The organism is Paenibacillus sp. JMULE4 (assembly GCF_013337105.1).
Classification (GTDB): Bacteria; Bacillota; Bacilli; order Paenibacillales; family NBRC-103111; genus Paenibacillus_G; species Paenibacillus_G naphthalenovorans.
This window is the reverse complement of sequence record NZ_SGWF01000018.1, coordinates 71,872-88,835: the sequence shown is the minus strand read 5'-3', so window position 1 is coordinate 88,835 and position 16,964 is coordinate 71,872. Positions and strand designations below refer to the sequence as shown.

The window sequence follows — 16,964 nt, the reverse complement described above, 5'->3', positions numbered from 1 at the left end:
ATGTCGCTTACCCTCGGCACGGTAACGTGTGCCACTCCGATTCTCCCTAATAACCGCGATGCTTTAAAGGCGCCGCGCTTTTCAGGAAAACAGCTCCGAGGTGAGCTCGTACATAAGGGATTAATGGCATTGGTTTCAGCATCTCCGCCGCTCTCTGAACATAAGAGCCCTTATCACTTCGTCCTCTTCATAGCCGATAACACTGTTGTACTTTTTTGTTTATTATATGCCGAACCTTTGCTTTAGTCAAGCGGTATTAAAGCCATCCCTCCGCCCGGTTGACATGCCTTACGGGGAGCTGTTTTGCAGGCGGGCATTCTTTCATGGTTCAAAAAAACAGGTCTCAGGGGCAGCGGGCTCCGCGCCGACCTTGCCCATCATGGGGCATCGCGCCTAAAAAAAATTATTGATATCCAATTGAAGGAAATTACACTCCGATAGCGAATCCTAATTGTGATAACAATCACATTTACACAGGCAGAGGGGAGCAACATGAACAAACTATCCGAGACACGAAAACAACAACTGGATTACATCGGCATCACCAACGAAGATTTATTTCTCTTAAAAAGCAAGGCCAACGAATTTAAGGCAATCGTCCGGGATTTGGTTGACGAGCTTTATGAACGAATCATGCAGCATCCGGAACTCAAACAAATCATAGAAAGACACAGCACGGTAGACCGGTTAAAAGAAACGCAGCACTGGTATTTTCTTTCGCTCACGGAAGGCACGATTGACGAAGCGTTTATTGAAAAAAGAATTTACATAGGCCAGGTGCACTCCCGGATCGGGTTGACGACCCAATGGTACCTGGGAACCTATATGCTGTATCTCGAATTGGCGACAAACCACTTCCAAAGGATGCTGCCGGACGCATGGCTCCCGGTCATTCACGCCCTTACCAAAATGTTCAATTTCGACTCGCAGCTGGTTCTGGAAGCCTATGAGTACCATGAAAAGAAAAAGGTTCAGGAGCTTGTGGATGAACAAGGGCGTTTACTGCAGGGGATCAACTCCGCAGTACAGGAGCTGGTTTCGATGATGGTCCAATTGAGCAGCAGCAGCCAGTCGGTAGCGGAATCGGCCATTCATTCGGCGGAATCGCAGGAGAAATCCCACTACTTGATACAGGAACTGACTGCGGAAGTAAAACAAATTCAAAATATGGGAACGCTTATTCAGGAGATATCCGATCAAACTCACTTGCTTGGGCTCAATGCAGCCATCGAGGCAGCCCGTGCGGGGGAACAAGGACGCGGTTTTGAGGTTGTCGCTAACGAGGTCCGCAAATTAGCCGGCGGATCCAAACAGGCTCTGGAACAAATACAGGAAAAGCTCGGAACCATCTCCCGCTTGCTGAAAGAAGTAGAGCAGGAGTCAAAACACACCACCACCCAGGCGCAGACGCAGGCCGCCAGCGCAGAAGAATTATCCTCGTTCGTTCAGATGATCGAAAAAGTAACGGCGGATCTTCAGCAGCTGCAATCCGCTTAAATCCGGTCAAGGACCGCAGTAGCTTTCTTCCATATCCATCGTTTGGCTGACAAAAAAAAGCACCTGCTGTCCAAGATGCGCTCTCACGTATCTTGTGCAGCAGGTGCTTTTATATTCATGCATTTGCATTACGCGTTGACTTTTTGCTTTGCCGTTTCAGCCAGGGAGTTAAACGCGTTGATATCGTTAACGGCGAGATCCGCCAACATTTTGCGGTTAACTTCTACGCCGGCCAGCTTCAGACCATGCATCAGCTTGCTGTAGGACAAACCGTTTTGACGGGCAGCCGCGTTAATACGCACGATCCACAGCTTGCGGAAATCGCGTTTCTTTTGACGGCGGTCACGGTATGCGTACAGCAGGGATTTCATAACCTGCTCTTTTGCTGTTTTAAATAATCTATGTTTCGAACCGAAGTACCCTTTAGCAAGCTTCAAAATTTTCTTGCGACGACGAGTACGGATAAATCCGCCTTTCACTCTTGCCATGACGATCTACCTCCAAGAATTGTTGAGTATATTAACGAAATTACTTGATGTTAGCCAGCTGCTGCTTCAGGCGTCTTACATCGCCGGGAGCCATAACCGGGTTCGTGCCGAGCACGCGCTTTTGGCGGGCGGACTTGCCGGACAGCAGGTGGTTCTTATACGCTTTGTAGCGCGTTACTTTACCGGTACCTGTAATTTTAAAACGGCCTTTCAGGCTGCTGTGTGTTTTCATTTTTGGCATGGGGTGTTCCTCCTTAAAGAGTAAAATTATTGCTGTTGCTTCGGCGACAAGATCATGATCATACTCCGGCCTTCCAGCTTCGGCCTGCGCTCCACAACGCACAGATCCTCCACCTCGGCGGCCATCCGCTCCAGAACGCGCTGCCCGATTTCGGCATGTGCGATCTCCCGGCCGCGGAAACGAACCGACAACTTTACTTTATCGCCGTCGTTGAGAAATTTCGATACATTGCGAAGCTTCGTTTGAAAGTCGTGCTCGTCAATTGTCGCGCTCAGACGAATTTCTTTCAGCTCAACGATCTTCTGGTTCTTACGGGCTTCCTTCTCTTTCTTTTGCATCTCATAGCGGTACTTCCCGTAATCCATGATCCGGCAAACCGGCGGTTTCGCCGTCGGAGCCACATTGACCAGATCCAAATTCTGATCCATTGCAATCTGCAGCGCTTCACGAATCGGCTTGATACCCAGCTGCTCTCCGTCCGCACCAATCAAACGCACTTCTCTTGCTCGAATTTCATCATTAATCATGTGCTCTGTACTGATAACCTGCCACCTCCAAAGGTTATTAAAAAAAATACGCGGGCGTTAAAAACGCCCACGCAGTTTGTTTCAAGTGATCGATCTATCCGATAAAGCATCAGATATTCAAGTAAGCTCACTATCATTCATAACCAGCCAACCTTCGTCGGACAGGTGAGAAGCGGGCGCTTCTTCTTTTGCACTCAAATAATATACCACAATCTGTTTGTAAAAGTCAACGGATACATCGGTTTGTCCGACAGATTCAACCTGCCTGTTTACTGTGCATGTCCTCAAGACGAATCACGCGGGTATGCTCCGTATGGCTCCACTGCTTGTTGTTTTGAGTGAAGAACGCATAAATCGTGATCGGCCACCAGGAAAACATAAAGACAGGATACAATATCAAATACTTATAGGTTTTCAGAGATGCCTTATCCATGATCATGGAGATCGGCAGCAGGACGTAAATCGAGATCGTCACCACGTTAAACAGCGTAGGCGATACTTCATACAGCTTGGTGAGATGCGAGCCGCCCAGCACGATATTATCAAACCAAACCGCCATCGTGACAATCGAACCAAGGAAAAAGTTATATACATTGGCCGAGTAAATCGCGGCATCAATTTTCGTCCAGTTCCGTTCTTTAATCCCCTGCCAAAGCAGAACGAAGAAATAACGGCGGCAAACGTCAAAATGCCCCTGCATCCAACGCAGCCTTTGCCTTGCCGATGCCCTAAACGTAAGAGGCTTCTCATCGTATACCTTCGCATCCGGATTGAAGGTGGGCTTTACGCCAAGTTTGACGCATCGCATGGAAAATTCCAGGTCCTCGACAAGACTTGTCGCCCCCCAGCCGATCTGCTTGAGCAGTCCTGTTTCAAAGCACATGCCCGTGCCGCCCAGAAAGTTCGCCAGCTTCAGATTGGTTCGGGGCAGCTGCCAGAACCGGTTGCTGAAAAAATAAGATATGGCATACGAAGCGGTAATCCAGGAATCGTTAGGATTTTTGGTATCCAGATAAGCCTGAATAACTTTCGAGCCTTCACACAAATCGTTATTCATGTGTCTCAGATAATCGGGACTCGCCAGGTTATCCGCATCGAACATGACGACGGCGTCGTATTGGCGAGGCATCTTCCACAGCTCCTTGAGCATCCATTCAATCGCATAACCTTTACCTCTTAGGTTCGGATTATGGCGCTCGCAGGCATATACGCCCATATCGCGGGCGATTTGCGCAGTCTTGTCCGTACAGTTGTCAGCAATTACGAATATATCGTACAACTCTTTCGGGTAATCCAGATTTTTCAGGTTTTCAATTAACGCTCCGATAACTTGCTCCTCATTGTGAGCCGCCACCAAGACGGCGAACGTTTTTTGCGGCGCGTGCTGGGCCTTGTTCTTACGGCGATACCAGCCAAAAAACGTCAGGCCCAGTTGATAGGCCCCGACGACAATTAGCGTAAACTGAAGGCCTAGCATAATACTGTCCAGCATGATTCATCCCCCTTTTTTTGTATGTACCCCTATGTCTTTTTTCTCTTTAGCAGTTTAATAACGGATTCGATAATGCCTCTTCAATTGCGAGGGTAGCCGAATATGATTTTCCTCTCTTTACTGTCATTTGTCAAAAGCTTCACACCGCTTGATTAAGTCGGTTCTTTGTCATTTTTGGGAAAAACAGCAGCGGTATCGGTCGGACTCTCTGCTATCCAGCTTTTTACGTCTTATTTTCATCGTTTTTCAATTATTTTATAAGCGCCGTCTGGAAAAACTTTCTTTGCCAATTTGTAGAGGCGACGATTGTACAACCCTTATCCCGGAATCCGCATCGCGGCTCCGTAAACCAAATCGCCCCGGCTGCCATTTTCCATACCGGCGGATGCTCCCCTGTATGGGCAGTCATCTGCACCGGCAACTTTACTGACGAACTTGTCTGCAAAAATGTTGCTGCCACGCGAAACTATTCCTACATGAACTCGCCGGAAATTGGACAAAGCTGTACATATGATTCGTAATTTATGGTAAATGAACCATGTTAACCCATTGTCAAATATAATATAGGGCCATGAACTCCTCGTCAATATAAGATTCTTTCATATCCTGTTGATACTCCAATAACAATTCCGTCTTACAATCATATGAGAACCGAACAAAAGCTTATTTTACTGCAGGGAGGCATATCCTATGATGAACAGATTAGTCACGCGGCTTCAGTATCATGAGCACCGGATGTTCTGTTTTGTCAATCAACAGATTCGGCATCAAGCGCTGGATTTCTTTTTCAACATCATCACCCATCTGGGGGGCGCTGCAGCATCCATCGCCACGGCGCTTTGCATCGCCCTGTTTGCCGAGGGATTATGGAAATCGGCCGGAATGCTGAGCTGTGTCGCGTTGGGACTCAGTCATGTTCCTGTCGCCATCATAAAAAGAAATATCCGCGGCTGCGTCCTTATCTTGTTCTTGAAGGCACCCACACATGCAAAAAACCGCTGAAAGACCACTCGTTCCCTTCCGGGCATACGACGGCCATTTTTTCAGTAACTGTACCCATGATGCTCATTACTCCCTGGGTCACGGCAATTTTGCTTCCCGTGGCTTCGCTCGTTGGCATGTCGCGGATCTATTTGGGACTGCACTACCCGTCCGACGTGCTGGCTGGCTTGCTGATCGGAACGACGACCGCCCTGACCACCGTTGCATTTTTGGGGTAAAAGCAGTAATGTTAATTCGGTATAAGTTCAAAAGAAACAAGGGTATGGTGAAGAGTTATGCGTAATAAGAGGGTCTTATTATTATCCGAGGGCTTCGGAGCAGGCCACACGCAAGCGGCCTATGCGCTGGCAGACAGTCTTCGCATGCTCTCGCCCGACATCCAGACGCATGTACTTGAGCTCGGTACGTTTTTACATCCAACCTTAGCTCCATGGATTTTGACCGCCTACCGCAAAACTGTATCGAAACAGCCGAAGCTTTACGGGCTCGTCTATCGGTCACAATATAAAAAGTCGCTGAACCGCATCTCGCAGCTTGCACTTCACCGGATTTTTTATGCACAAGCCGCAGAAGTGATACGCCAGCTGAAGCCGGATGCGATCGTATGCACCCATCCGTTCCCGAACGTTGTAATTTCCAGGCTGAAGCGTTTCGGATTGACCGTTCCGCTGTGTACCGTTATTACCGATTACGATGCGCACGGGACTTGGGTCAGTAAAGAAGTAAGCACCTACCTGGTTTCCACTCCCGACGTGAAGCGGAAGCTTCTGATCCGCGGCATCCCATCGGAGCGCATTCAAGTCACAGGAATTCCCATTCATCCGAACTTCTGGGAGCGACACAACAGAGAAGAGCTCCGCTCGCATTTCGGACTGAAACGGCTGCCCACCGTTCTCGTCATGGGCGGAGGCTGGGGTCTTGTCAAAAACGAGGATTTCTTAACCGATTTGATCCGCTGGCGGGACCGGATACAGCTTGTCGTCTGTCTCGGCAGCAACGAGAAGGCTCTTGCCGAGCTGAAAAAAGACGAACGGTTCCGGCATCCCCATATCCGGCTTTTGGGTTTTACGAAAGAAATCGACAAATGGATGGAGGTTTCCGATCTGCTGATCACCAAGCCCGGAGGTATGACCTGTACCGAAGGGCTGGCCAAGGGAATTCCGATGCTGTTCTATAAGCCGATACCGGGACAAGAGGAAGAGAATCTGCAGTATTTTACGCAGCACGGGTTTGGAGAACCCATCAAATCGGCGGAAACGGTCGCCCATTGGTTCCGGTTTCTGGTTGAGCATTATCCAGATCTGGAGAAGCGCCGCGGAAGCTTGAGACGCAGAACGGATGCATACCATCCGGCGGATTGCTCCCGCGCCATTATAAATATGCTGCAAGGATAAACCACCGCGCACGAACGGACGTTAAACAACCTGCCGGGACTCTCCCGCCAGGTTGTTTACGTTCATATAGGAATTATTCCTGTCCGCTCTCGCCAGCTTCAAGCTGCCGAAGGTGCTCGGCAAGGGCTTTTTCCCCTATGACGACCTCGAGCCGGTGAATGGGCATGCCCTTCTCGTAGAATTTCGTCTCGTATTCCGTCATGATAAGGTCCGTACGCGGTCCCTCCGCATGCAGGTCAAGTGAGATATTGCGCATCCGAAGCCCCAGATCGGCGAACGAATTTAGCGAAAACTCGAACAAAGAGCGGGAATCCGTCTTAAAATGAATTTCTCCCCGTTCATTTAATACGGTTCTATATTTATTTACAAAATTCGCATGGGTGAGCCGTCGGCGGGCATGCCTTTTTTTGGGCCACGGATCGCTAAAATTCAAATAAATACGCTCAATTTCGCCAGCTTCAAACACGTTCTCGATCGATTCTATGTTCATTCGCACCAGCCGCAGGTTAGACAGATCGCCCCCTTGCTCTTCACGTGATTCCCGTGCTTTCTCGCTTGCACGGCGAATCAGCTCGTCGTACATATCGACGCCTATGTAGTTAATATGCTGGTTTAAAGCGCTAAGCTGGCTGATAAAACGGCCTTTGCCCATCCCAAGCTCCACATGAATCGGCCGGTCATTGCCGAATACTTCAGCCCATTTCCCTTTATACGGCTCCGGATTCAGCACTACCAGCTCCGGCTGTGCCTCGATCGCTTCCCTGATTCCCTTACGTCCTCTTAAACGCATAGTACCGTCCTCCAACTGCTTGCATTTTCTTTCGGCAGTTTGCCGCAAGCCTGCGTAATGTCATTGAACGATTATACTCTGAAACGATAGGAATGAAAAGACCGGTCAGCCCGTGTTAAAGCGGTCTGAACCGGTCAATGGGAACTTTCCGGGATCGGGATGGAACCGAAAGGATCGGTTATTTCTCCCGGCCCTCTTCACGATTGCGTCCGCGCAGGCCGGCTAACCCGAGAAGACCCAACAGACCTAACCAGCCCCAATCCATACCTCTTCCGGCTGTCGCCGCATTCGTCCGGTAGGTTGTCGTGTCGTAATTCCCCCCATAACCGTATCCGGTACGCGTATTGTTGGTGTTCATCCGGTCCAGCATATTATCATTGTAATTATTCGTACGGGTTCCGGTAACGGGATCGTTATAAGTGGCAGTTCCCCTGCCGGCGGTACCCGCGGTGCCGGTTGTGCCCGTGTAGGTTGCCGTACCGGTTCCTGTCGTTGTCGTACTGCCGGGTGCAGTGGCTGTGCTGGTCCCTTGGGTGGAGGACAATCCCGTTCCGGTGGAGGATACCTCAGCAAAGGCTTGGCCGCCAAATCCCAACGAAGCAGTCAACGCAAGGGCAAGAACCGTTTTACCAAGCTTGTTCATGATATAGGAGTTCTCCCTTCTAAAGCTGAGTTGTTTTGCAGCCTTGCAAATATAGCATGGATCAAGCGGACTTTTTTTATCCTGTCGCAAGACAGGAGTGTTTTGTAAAGGAAGAAATTGATACAGTTCGCTTTTCCGCCCGGTTTTGATAAAATATAAAAAGAAGCTTTACTAGAAAAGGAGTACGCCTTATGAATCCATCCTTAACGATCGAACCGCTGACATGGGGAGATAAACGTTTCCATACATGGAATTACGAGATGCGGAAGCAATTCGGAACCAAGGTGTTTAAAGTCATGCTTGACGCCGGTTTCACCTGTCCGAACCGCGACGGTACGATCGCCACAGGCGGATGCACCTTTTGCAGCGCCCGGGGATCGGGCGATTTTGCGGGCAGCCGGCGCGACGACCTGGTGACACAATTCGGCAAAATCCGTGATCTCCAGCACCAAAAATGGCCGGAAGCGCATTATATCGGTTATTTTCAAGCTTACACAAACACTTATGCTCCCGTAGAGGTGCTGAAAGAATATTATGAAGCGATCCTGCAGCAGCCGGGCGTAGTCGGCTTATCCATCGCTACGCGTCCGGATTGCCTGCCCGACGATGTGATCGATTACTTGGCCGAGCTGAACGAACGCACTTACTTATGGATTGAAATGGGTCTGCAGACGATCCATGAATCCACGTCGAGGCTGATTAACCGCGCACACGACACGCAGTGCTATCTGGATGCGGTCGCCAAACTCCGGGCAAGGGGGATTCGCGTTTGCGCACATATTATTTACGGTCTCCCTCAGGAAACGCATGAGATGATGCTGGAGACAGGACGCGCGGTCGCCGACATGGACGTGCAAGGGATCAAAATCCACCTGCTTCACCTGATGCGCAAAACACCGATGGTCAAGCAGTATGAAGCCGGTTTGCTGAGATTTTTGGAGAAAGACGAGTATGTAAGCCTGGTCGTCGATACGCTTGAAATTCTGCCTCCGGAGATGATCGTACACCGCCTGACAGGCGATGCTCCGCGCGATCTGCTCATCGGACCGATGTGGAGTCTCAAAAAATGGGAGGTTCTCAACGCTTTCGACGAGGAGCTTCGACGCCGTGATACCTGGCAGGGCAAAAAAAGGCTGAAAAGCTTGAGGACTGCGGAGGTTAATGCATAGATTACGTGTTATAATACGGTAAAGGCCATGGAAAGTCCAGCGGTAATATGTCAAGTCCCTGATTCGTGGAAATTGGAAATTATTTTGGCCCAAAACGCGATGACTCAGGGAAAAAGGCAACACCAAACTAAACCCAGTCGAAAATCGAGTTAATTACCAGATTTTAACTGGGAATCCGTGAAGGACTTTGGCAAAGGAGGCGTTAATCCTTCGCAGTTGTCACCTTCCTTCCAGGCGTGTAGAGTTGGCCGTTGCGTAGCAGCACATCGACCAGACGCACAAGTTTTCTTGCCGTTAAGACGAGGGCGCGTTTGTGTTGATGCTTAGGCACTTCAACGTACTTCTTCCGGTAATACTCGCCGAATTCCGGTTCGCGGTTTTTCACCGAGTTGGCAGCTTCAACAAGGTAATAACGAAGGAATCGGTTGCCGGAACGAATGCGTTTGGTATCTTCGGCCTCAAAGCCCCCGGACTGATGTTTACGCCATGTCAGGCCTGCATATTTAGCTACGGCGGCCTGATCGCTAAAGCGTTCGATGTCGCCGATCTCCGCCAGAATGCCGGCGGCGTACACCCGGTCGATGCCCGGAATGGAGCGCAGGCACTGAGCGCCGGGGATGCCAGCCAGAATGCGTTCGATCGCCTTGTCCAGCTCTTTCAGTTGGCTCTGAATACTCCGGATGGCCTGTATGGAAGTGCCGAGAACCAGATCAATGGAATCCTCTACGACCTTTGAAAGGCGGTAGGACGCTCGTGCAGCCTTCTGGATGCAGCGGGCGACATGCTCCGGGTCAGGGAAACGGTTCTTTCCCTTCTCCTTGAGATAGTCGGCCAAGTCGGCGACTTCCATGTCGGCAATCTCATCGAGGCTGAACTTTTCCGAGAGCATCTCCATGATGGCGTGGCCGAAAACGGAGCTGTCGACTTCGGAACGAAACGCATTGCATTTGTAGAACAGATTCTGCAGGAAGTACTGCTTCTCGCGTGTCAGGTTGTGAACCAGATGGTACCGCATGCGCGTCAGGCGCTGAAGCGCGATGTACTGCTCCTGCATGACGATGGTCGTCGTGAGACGGCCGAAGCGCAGGCGTTCGGCGATGATCCAGGCATCGATCCGATCGGTCTTGTCCATATCCGCGTAGGCTTCCCGGAACTTGTTGATAAGCTTCGGGTTGATCGTGAACACCTTGGTTTTCCGCTCTTGAAGCGAGGCATCCTCATGCAGGTACATAGCCGGATGCCAGCTATAGACCGAGGTTGCTTCAAGGCCGATATGGATTTCGGAAGCCGGCAGCTTGTCCGCAGCAGCCACGATGCGGTCGCGCAGATGCGAGGCACCGTGTAGATTGTTTTCTACCTTGAGCGTTTCAAGCGTATCGCCTTCCGGATTCATGAAACACGCTTCCAGTTCTTCTGAACTGACGTCAATACCGACAAATAATTTCAAGGGTGATCCCTCCCTTCTGGATTCGGGATTTAGGGAATTGGACTCTTCGGGATGCCCCCAGCGCGCTCGCCGATCAGTCACCCTCGCATATGAGAACTTCCTTCGGTCCATGAGCTGCCTCGAAGCTGCTATCTTCGAGCATGGGTTGCCGAAGGGGACAGCCAGCGGGTAAGAAGTTCAAACGAGTGCTGGGGAAACAGACTTTAGATGTAGTCGAACTACAGGAGTGAGACGAATTTCCCCAAATGACCCTAAGCTCATTGTCTGGGAACATCACGAAAAGTCCAAGACCCTAATTGTATTTTTTAAAGTTGTCAAAGAGCGGTTTTCTCTCTGGACCCCGACTTCCGCTCCTTGCCCTTCGGGCTGCGGTGCGGGTCGGCTACGTCCACCATAGTTTCACTGCAGATTAACTGGAAATTCTTCAAAAAGAAGATTCTAAACATACTATACGAGGAGTGGTTCGCTATGCAGCGGGGCACAAAGGAATTCCTATATTCGACGTTAGGCGCTGTGCTGCTGATTGCGGCGGGCTGTGCGAACGAGCCGCCTTCTCCTCCGGCACCGGCCGGAACGATACCTGCGCCCGCTGCGGAAACGGACACTCCGAAGGCCGATCTGAACGCTCCGCCAGCTGCGACCGATCCTCCCAAGACAGCGGATTCGGCTGAAGATAGCGAAACCGGCCGGGCGGAGTCGCCGCCGAAAGCGGCAAAACCTGCATCTTCGGCGCCTATAGCTCCCAAGCCCCCTGCTGTTCCTGAGCTTCCCGCCTCCACGGTGCTGCAGGAAAGCGGAAAAGCCTCTGCGCCATCGACGGAGTCTGTCAACAAGCCCACGGATCCGGTGACGAGAATAGTGGATCCGCCCACGGTGGGAGCCGATCCGGCCAAGCCTGACGGAGAGCGGGCGGCCCCCATGCTGCCGGAGCCCATTGCACCCCCGACCATAAGCGCTGAACCGGCTAAAGAGACGCAATCTTCCGCCGTTCCCGGGAAGAGGATGGAGAGCAGCTTAGGGATTCCGTCCGGCATAAGTGAATCGCTTCGCCTCCAGGAATAAGGCGGTCAAGAATAGTAACGAAGGGCAGGCATCATATTGTCTGCCTTCTATTAGTATGGTTCTCTTTGATAAAACTAATTCATCTGCAGGGAGGTCTGACCTTCGTGGGATTCGTTTCGATTCTCGGCTTTACCCACAAACTCATTGAAGAACGCGTTAAATCCGGGGAAACGGCAATTGACGCTACAGCGGGCAATGGAGTGGACACCGCCTTCCTGGCCCGTATAGTCGGGCCGGAAGGTACGGTGCATGCATTCGATATTCAGCAGCAGGCATTGGATCATACGGCGGCGCGCATAGCCAAGGAACAGCCGGATACGAACGTGATGCTGCATCTTTGCAGCCATGCCGAACTGCTGCGGGTCATTCCTCAGGATCAGCATGGCCTTGTGGCCGCGGTCATGTTCAACCTGGGGTATCTGCCCGGGGCCGATCACGCTACGATAACACAGCCCGATTCAACGGTCACCGCCTTGGAAGCGGCCGCCAGGCTGATCCGCCGCGGAGGCATCATAACCGCAGTTCTGTATACCGGGCACCCCGGCGGGGAGGAAGAAGCGGCCGCCGTCGAACAGTGGGCCTCTAAGCTTCCGCAGAAGCAGTTTCAAGTGCTGCAATATCGTTTCATGAATCAAATCAACCGTCCTCCTTATTTGATTGCGGTCGAGAAACGTTGATGAGCACAACCCATCCGATTCATTCCATTTTTCCTAATCTTTCCCTCCTTCTCCAAACCTATAGCCAATGATACATCCGAATTGATATAATTCTATTTAAAATAGAAAAAATAGGAGAGTCATACGATGAAACCATATCCGCTGCAATGCAAACCTGAATTTAAAGAAAGAGTTTGGGGGGACGGGCTCTGGAGCGGTTCGGACTCGAACTGCCGGAAGGGCGCATCGGAGAAGGCTGGATGATCGGAGATCACCCCAACGGAACAACCACCGTTGTAAACGGGGAACTGGCCGGAATGGGACTGGATCAGATTAGGGAGAAATACGGTAAGGTCTTATTCGGCAGTAAAGGCTTCTCCGAGAAAAACGGCCGCTTTCCGCTGCTGATCAAGCTGCTGGATTGCCAGGACGACCTTTCCGTTCAGGTGCATCCGAACGATCATTATGAACGTCTTCCGCAAGGAGAGCTCGGGAAAACCGAGATGTGGTATATTCTGGATGCCAAGCCCGGCGCCAAAATCATCTACGGACTGAAAGACGGCGTAAACCGCGAACAGCTTGCGGCCGCCATCAATGAAAACCGCATCATGGACTGCCTGAATGAAGTTACAGTGCAGGCCGGCGACTCTTTCTATATCCCATCCGGTACGGTGCACGCACTGGGGGCGGGCATCCTGGTGGCGGAAATCCAGCAAAATTCCGACAGCACGTATCGTTTGTACGATTATGACCGTCTGGGTCTGGACGGCAAGCCCAGAGAGCTGCACATCGAAGATTCCCTGAATGTGATCGCCTATGAAGGCTCTGGCGCTACTTATATGAAAACTGATCTGTCCGCCTCTAATGAATGGTTAACACTGGCCCGGTCTCCTTTCTTCGTAACGGACAAAGGGCAGGTCGAAGGCATTTGGAGCCTGCAAACGACACCGGACAGCTTCGTGATCCATATCATCTGCGACGGAGCCGGTACCATCCGCTGGGCGGACGGTGAGCTCCCCGTGAAACCGGGCGAATGCTACCTGCTCCCGGCCAATCTCGGCAGCTATTCGCTTACCGGCAGCATGACCGTGCTTCGCAGCTATCTGCCATAAACCAAATAACACCGCCTCTAAGACTAAAGTTTTAGTCCTTGCGAGGCGGTGTTATTTTTACTTGCTTTGAAGATTATACAGCGGACTTCTTTACATTCATGGTGAAATATTGCGCGCGGGCGGCCGCATCCGGCGGGTAATGAACAATCAGCAGCTGTTCGGCGGAACGGTCGATGTCGCCTGTTTTCAGGTAGTGGTCAAGCCGGAACGGAAGCACCTCGATCATCGTATGCTTGTGCAGTTCTTTCTCTCCAATCGCCAGCGCCGCGAAAGCGTCCGATACGGCATGGGGGCGATCAGCGAGCAGCCGCATATAATCCGACTGCCGGGGCTTATCCAGCGTGAAGTCCCACCAAATTTTCCGGGGCCTGTACTTGTGACCCAGAAAATAATCGAGCTTCATGAAGCCTTCGATCACTTCAAGCTCCTCCGTCCCGCGATGCTTCAAGAAAGCGTGCAGCCGGGTAAACAAATCCTCCAGCTGATGGCCGATTTTCTGCCAGCCCCGCTCCTCCCAGTAATCTCCGAATTCCTGGAAAAAGTCAAACGCCGACGGGAACTCATGCTTGATCAAATACTTTACGGTATGGTCCATCCGGTGGGCATTCCAATATTTTTCGAGCACATCCTCGACCCTCTTGATCCTGACCAGATCGCTGAACGGGAGAATGTTGTTGCCGAGAATTTCATACGGGGCATGATCCATATAAATGTAGCCGTATTTTTCCGCATCGTGGCGCATCCCGGTACCGCGCAACATTTTCAGGAATCCGAGCTGAAGCTCCTCGGGTTCCAGCTCGAACACATCGTTGAACGTGCGGCGGAAGGAACTGTAATCCTCCTCCGGCAATCCGGCGATCAAGTCGAGATGCTGGTCAATCTTGCCGCTCTCTTTGATCTTCGTCACCGTACGAGTCAGCTTGGCAAAATTTTGCCGCCGCTTCACCAGCGTGTTGGTCAGATCGTTGGTCGACTGTACGCCGATCTCAAAGCGGAATATCCCCGGCGGCGCGTGCTCCGCCAAGTAATCCAGCACCTCGGGACGCATGATGTCCGCAGTGATCTCGAATTGGAACACGCAGCCGCGATGATTCCGGATGAGAAATTCGAAAATCTCCATGGCATAGTCGCGCTTGATGTTGAATGTCCGATCCACGAACTTGATCAGCTTGGCGCCGGATTCGATCAAATACAACAAGTCGCTTTTCGTACGCTCCATATCAAAATACCGGACGCCCACTTCTATAGAAGAAAGACAAAATTGGCAGCTGAAAGGACAACCGCGGCTGGTTTCAAAATAAACGACCCGGTTGGCAAGACTCGGCACGTCCTCCGCAAAACGATGCGGCGACGGTATATCATCCAGCGCCAGCTTCGGACGCGGCGGGTTGATGACGACACGGCCATCCTTGCGGTAAGCGGCGCCGAACACGCTGTAGAAGGCGCGGTCCCCCCGCAGCTCCGACAGCAAATGGTGGAACGTTTCTTCCCCTTCGCCCATGACAATGAAGTCAACCTCCGGAAGACGGTTCATCCAATAGTCCGTGTCGTAAGACACCTCCGGTCCGCCGAGCACCACAACCAAGTCGGGCATAATTTTTTTGAGCATGCCGATGACGACGATGGTTTCTTCGATATTCCATATATAGCAGGAGAATCCGACCACATCCGGCTTTCGCTGATACAAATCCGATACGATGTTCATCGCGGGGTCCTTGATCGTGTATTCGGCAATCTGGATGTCGGGAAAATCCTTTTGACTATATGCCTTCAAATACCGGAGAGCCAGAGAGGTATGAATATATTTGGCATTAAGTGTGGATAAAACAATGCTTTTCATCTTGGGTTTAAACCTTCTTTGTTTACAATTGGCCTTACTCGATTTGTACCTATTGTACACGCAAACCGGAGGGAAGACAAAATCACCGGCCTCCCCTGCCGCGTTCCCTTCATGAATGAAACACCATGCGCAGTACCATGGCGCAAGCGGTACCCGCAATCACCGTCCATAACAGGCTCCGGGTCTTGATGGCCACGATAAAGGTGAGCAGGCCGGCCGCCAGATCGACATTCTTCCACAATACAAGTTTGCTGTCCGATACGAACAGCTCTTGCCCGACCAAGGCGGCCATGACGGCAATCGGGACATGCTTTAACCATTGCAGGGCCCAATCGGGCAGTGGAATACGGCTTAAAACCATCAGGGGGACGACCCGGGGAATGAACGTGACCAGCGATGCCCCGATAATAATCAATAAAATATCCCATCTTACTTCCATCGTTCGATCACCATCCCCAAGGTCGCTCCTGCCACCGTAGCCACGATGATCGCGATGCTTCCCGACCACATCCAGCCGATGCCTATCACCACAATAACCGCAAATACCGCCACGCTAATATCTATCGCAATGGTGCCGCGGCTTAACATCTGCAATACCAGAAGGCCTATAAACATGGCAGGCAGAGCAAAATCCAACCCGAATTGCTCCGGCCGCGCAATCCATTGGCCCAGGATCGCCCCGGCTACATTGGCTGCAAACCAGTTACTGTAAGCGGCCAAGTTGAGGCCGTGCATCCACTTTTCGCCGAGAGCCTTTCGATTCGCCGTCTGCCCTATCGCCACGCCAAAGGTTTCATCCGTGAGCAGGGAACCGATCAGCATGTTTCTGAACGGGGTGAGATGGCGGAAATAAGGCGATAAGGCCGCACTAAGCAAAAAATGGCGAAGATTGACAAAGAAAACGGTAATAATAATGGCGGTAGCCGAATGGCCCGCGGCGACCATTCCAGCCAAAATGAATTGAGCCGAACCGGCATACAGCAGCAAGGACATCAATGCGACTTCAGCTGTGCTTAAGCCCGCCGTTTTTCCAATAATGCCTGCGGCAAATCCGATGCTTAAATATCCCAGCAGGGTAGGGATACAATCTTTAATCCCCTGAACGAAATCCCCTTTTGCCTCGATAACCGACACATGGGTAGGCATGATCTCCAGCCCCTATCACGTACAAAAGTATGGCAGCGACTCATGATGATATGGTCTGCATATCAATTGTACCTACAAAACAAAAAAAATGGAACCGTCAGGATCCATTGTTTCCGTTATTGCATATGGGAGTTCGACTGCATCCATTCCGTCTCCGGGCTCAACACGGTCAGCCTGAATTCATCTTCCCCTTCTTCCGACCATACGCTGGCTTGCGATATTAGTTGGGCTTCGACCTGCTCCTTTAGCGTCGTGAGATCGGCGACATCGCCTTCCGTCCGATTGTTGATCGACTGCTGCAGCCGGTTTCTCTCTTCCAGCCTTTTGGCCATTTGGTACAGGATCATGCTAAACGTCGTCCCTTCGCTTTTGGTGTTCTTGCTTTCATGGTACCCTGCCAACATGAGGACAAGATTAACGGAACATCAACGCACTGTTAAAAAATGTTCCCCCATTAC

The 16,964-nt window shown here is 51.2% G+C and carries 16 protein-coding genes, 2 pseudogenes and 1 other annotated feature; of the genes and pseudogenes, 7 read left to right on the top strand and 11 right to left on the bottom strand.

The window, feature by feature from the left end:
• Positions 1-492 precede the first annotated feature (492 nt).
• A complete protein-coding gene (locus EXW96_RS20740) occupies positions 493-1,497 on the top strand; it encodes a globin-coupled sensor protein (RefSeq protein WP_062409842.1) in 1,005 nt (334 codons plus the stop codon).
• A 128-nt stretch (positions 1,498-1,625) separates the two neighbouring features.
• Here the strand turns inward: EXW96_RS20740 and rplT are convergent, their stop codons facing one another.
• From rplT to EXW96_RS20720, 4 genes are all read right to left on the bottom strand, one after another.
• Positions 1,626-1,985, bottom strand: a complete 360-nt coding sequence (rplT, locus tag EXW96_RS20735) for a 50S ribosomal protein L20 (protein WP_025849278.1) — start codon at positions 1,983-1,985, stop codon at positions 1,626-1,628.
• Positions 1,986-2,025: 40 nt separating this feature from the next.
• On the bottom strand, positions 2,026-2,226 hold the full coding sequence (gene rpmI, locus EXW96_RS20730) for a 50S ribosomal protein L35 (protein ID WP_062409843.1): 201 nt from the start codon (positions 2,224-2,226) through the stop codon (positions 2,026-2,028).
• A 26-nt stretch (positions 2,227-2,252) separates the two neighbouring features.
• Positions 2,253-2,753, bottom strand: coding sequence for a translation initiation factor IF-3 (gene infC / locus EXW96_RS20725; protein ID WP_062409844.1), 501 nt, complete (start codon positions 2,751-2,753; stop codon positions 2,253-2,255).
• A gap of 36 nt (positions 2,754-2,789) precedes the next feature.
• Positions 2,790-2,947: a sequence feature (ribosomal protein L20 leader region), on the bottom strand.
• Positions 2,948-3,009: 62 nt separating this feature from the next.
• Positions 3,010-4,245 carry a glycosyltransferase family 2 protein gene (locus tag EXW96_RS20720; protein WP_062409845.1) on the bottom strand — a complete coding sequence of 412 codons (1,236 nt, stop codon included), beginning with the start codon at positions 4,243-4,245 and terminating at the stop codon, positions 3,010-3,012.
• 693 nt (positions 4,246-4,938) lie between these two features.
• On the opposite strand from EXW96_RS20720, the pseudogene EXW96_RS20715 reads away from it, so the two are divergent.
• Both EXW96_RS20715 and EXW96_RS20710 read left to right on the top strand, forming a co-directional pair.
• Positions 4,939-5,465: pseudogene (locus EXW96_RS20715) on the top strand (phosphatase PAP2 family protein).
• 57 nt (positions 5,466-5,522) lie between these two features.
• Positions 5,523-6,641 (top strand): MGDG synthase family glycosyltransferase, encoded by a 1,119-nt coding sequence (locus tag EXW96_RS20710; RefSeq protein ID WP_137670395.1) that lies wholly within the window; start codon positions 5,523-5,525, stop codon positions 6,639-6,641.
• A 73-nt stretch (positions 6,642-6,714) separates the two neighbouring features.
• Here EXW96_RS20710 and trmB read toward each other — a convergent pair whose 3' ends face one another.
• Positions 6,715-7,431, bottom strand: a complete 717-nt coding sequence (gene trmB / locus EXW96_RS20705; protein WP_174351298.1) for a tRNA (guanosine(46)-N7)-methyltransferase TrmB — start codon at positions 7,429-7,431, stop codon at positions 6,715-6,717.
• Between the two features lie 178 nt (positions 7,432-7,609).
• Entirely contained in the window at positions 7,610-8,074 is a 465-nt protein-coding gene (locus EXW96_RS20700) for a WGxxGxxG family protein (RefSeq protein ID WP_062409848.1), read from the bottom strand.
• 191 nt (positions 8,075-8,265) lie between these two features.
• Here EXW96_RS20700 and mnmL point away from each other — a divergent pair, with 191 nt between their 5' ends.
• Positions 8,266-9,243 carry a tRNA modification radical SAM protein MnmL/YtqA gene (gene mnmL / locus EXW96_RS20695; RefSeq protein ID WP_174351297.1) on the top strand — a complete coding sequence of 326 codons (978 nt, stop codon included), beginning with the start codon at positions 8,266-8,268 and terminating at the stop codon, positions 9,241-9,243.
• A 202-nt stretch (positions 9,244-9,445) separates the two neighbouring features.
• Here the strand turns inward: mnmL and EXW96_RS20690 are convergent, their stop codons facing one another.
• Positions 9,446-10,690: an IS110 family RNA-guided transposase gene (locus EXW96_RS20690; RefSeq protein ID WP_074730232.1), complete on the bottom strand. Its 1,245-nt coding sequence runs from the start codon at positions 10,688-10,690 to the stop codon at positions 9,446-9,448.
• A gap of 468 nt (positions 10,691-11,158) precedes the next feature.
• On the opposite strand from EXW96_RS20690, the gene EXW96_RS20685 reads away from it, so the two are divergent.
• The 3 genes and pseudogenes from EXW96_RS20685 (at position 11,159) to EXW96_RS20675 (ending at position 13,520) form a co-directional block, all read left to right on the top strand.
• The gene (locus EXW96_RS20685) at positions 11,159-11,752 is read left to right on the top strand and encodes a hypothetical protein (protein WP_174351296.1); all 594 of its coding nucleotides are present in this window, start codon (positions 11,159-11,161) and stop codon (positions 11,750-11,752) included.
• A gap of 104 nt (positions 11,753-11,856) precedes the next feature.
• Positions 11,857-12,429 carry a tRNA 5-(aminomethyl)-2-thiouridylate-methyltransferase MnmM gene (gene mnmM / locus EXW96_RS20680; RefSeq protein ID WP_174351295.1) on the top strand — a complete coding sequence of 191 codons (573 nt, stop codon included), beginning with the start codon at positions 11,857-11,859 and terminating at the stop codon, positions 12,427-12,429.
• Between the two features lie 126 nt (positions 12,430-12,555).
• Positions 12,556-13,520 (top strand): annotated as a pseudogene (locus EXW96_RS20675) (type I phosphomannose isomerase catalytic subunit).
• A 73-nt stretch (positions 13,521-13,593) separates the two neighbouring features.
• On the opposite strand, the gene EXW96_RS20670 reads toward EXW96_RS20675, so the two are convergent.
• The 4 genes from EXW96_RS20670 to EXW96_RS20655 all read right to left on the bottom strand — a co-directional run bounded on the left by EXW96_RS20670 (position 13,594) and on the right by EXW96_RS20655 (position 16,853).
• Positions 13,594-15,360, bottom strand: a complete 1,767-nt coding sequence (locus tag EXW96_RS20670; protein WP_074729192.1) for a B12-binding domain-containing radical SAM protein — start codon at positions 15,358-15,360, stop codon at positions 13,594-13,596.
• A 109-nt stretch (positions 15,361-15,469) separates the two neighbouring features.
• Entirely contained in the window at positions 15,470-15,799 is a 330-nt protein-coding gene (locus EXW96_RS20665; RefSeq protein ID WP_054818190.1) for an AzlD domain-containing protein, read from the bottom strand.
• Positions 15,790-16,506 (bottom strand): AzlC family ABC transporter permease, encoded by a 717-nt coding sequence (locus EXW96_RS20660; protein WP_174351294.1) that lies wholly within the window; start codon positions 16,504-16,506, stop codon positions 15,790-15,792. The genes EXW96_RS20665 and EXW96_RS20660 overlap by 10 nt, the downstream gene beginning before the upstream one ends.
• A gap of 116 nt (positions 16,507-16,622) precedes the next feature.
• A complete protein-coding gene (locus EXW96_RS20655) occupies positions 16,623-16,853 on the bottom strand; it encodes a hypothetical protein (RefSeq protein WP_174351293.1) in 231 nt (76 codons plus the stop codon).
• Positions 16,854-16,964: the final 111 nt, after the last annotated feature.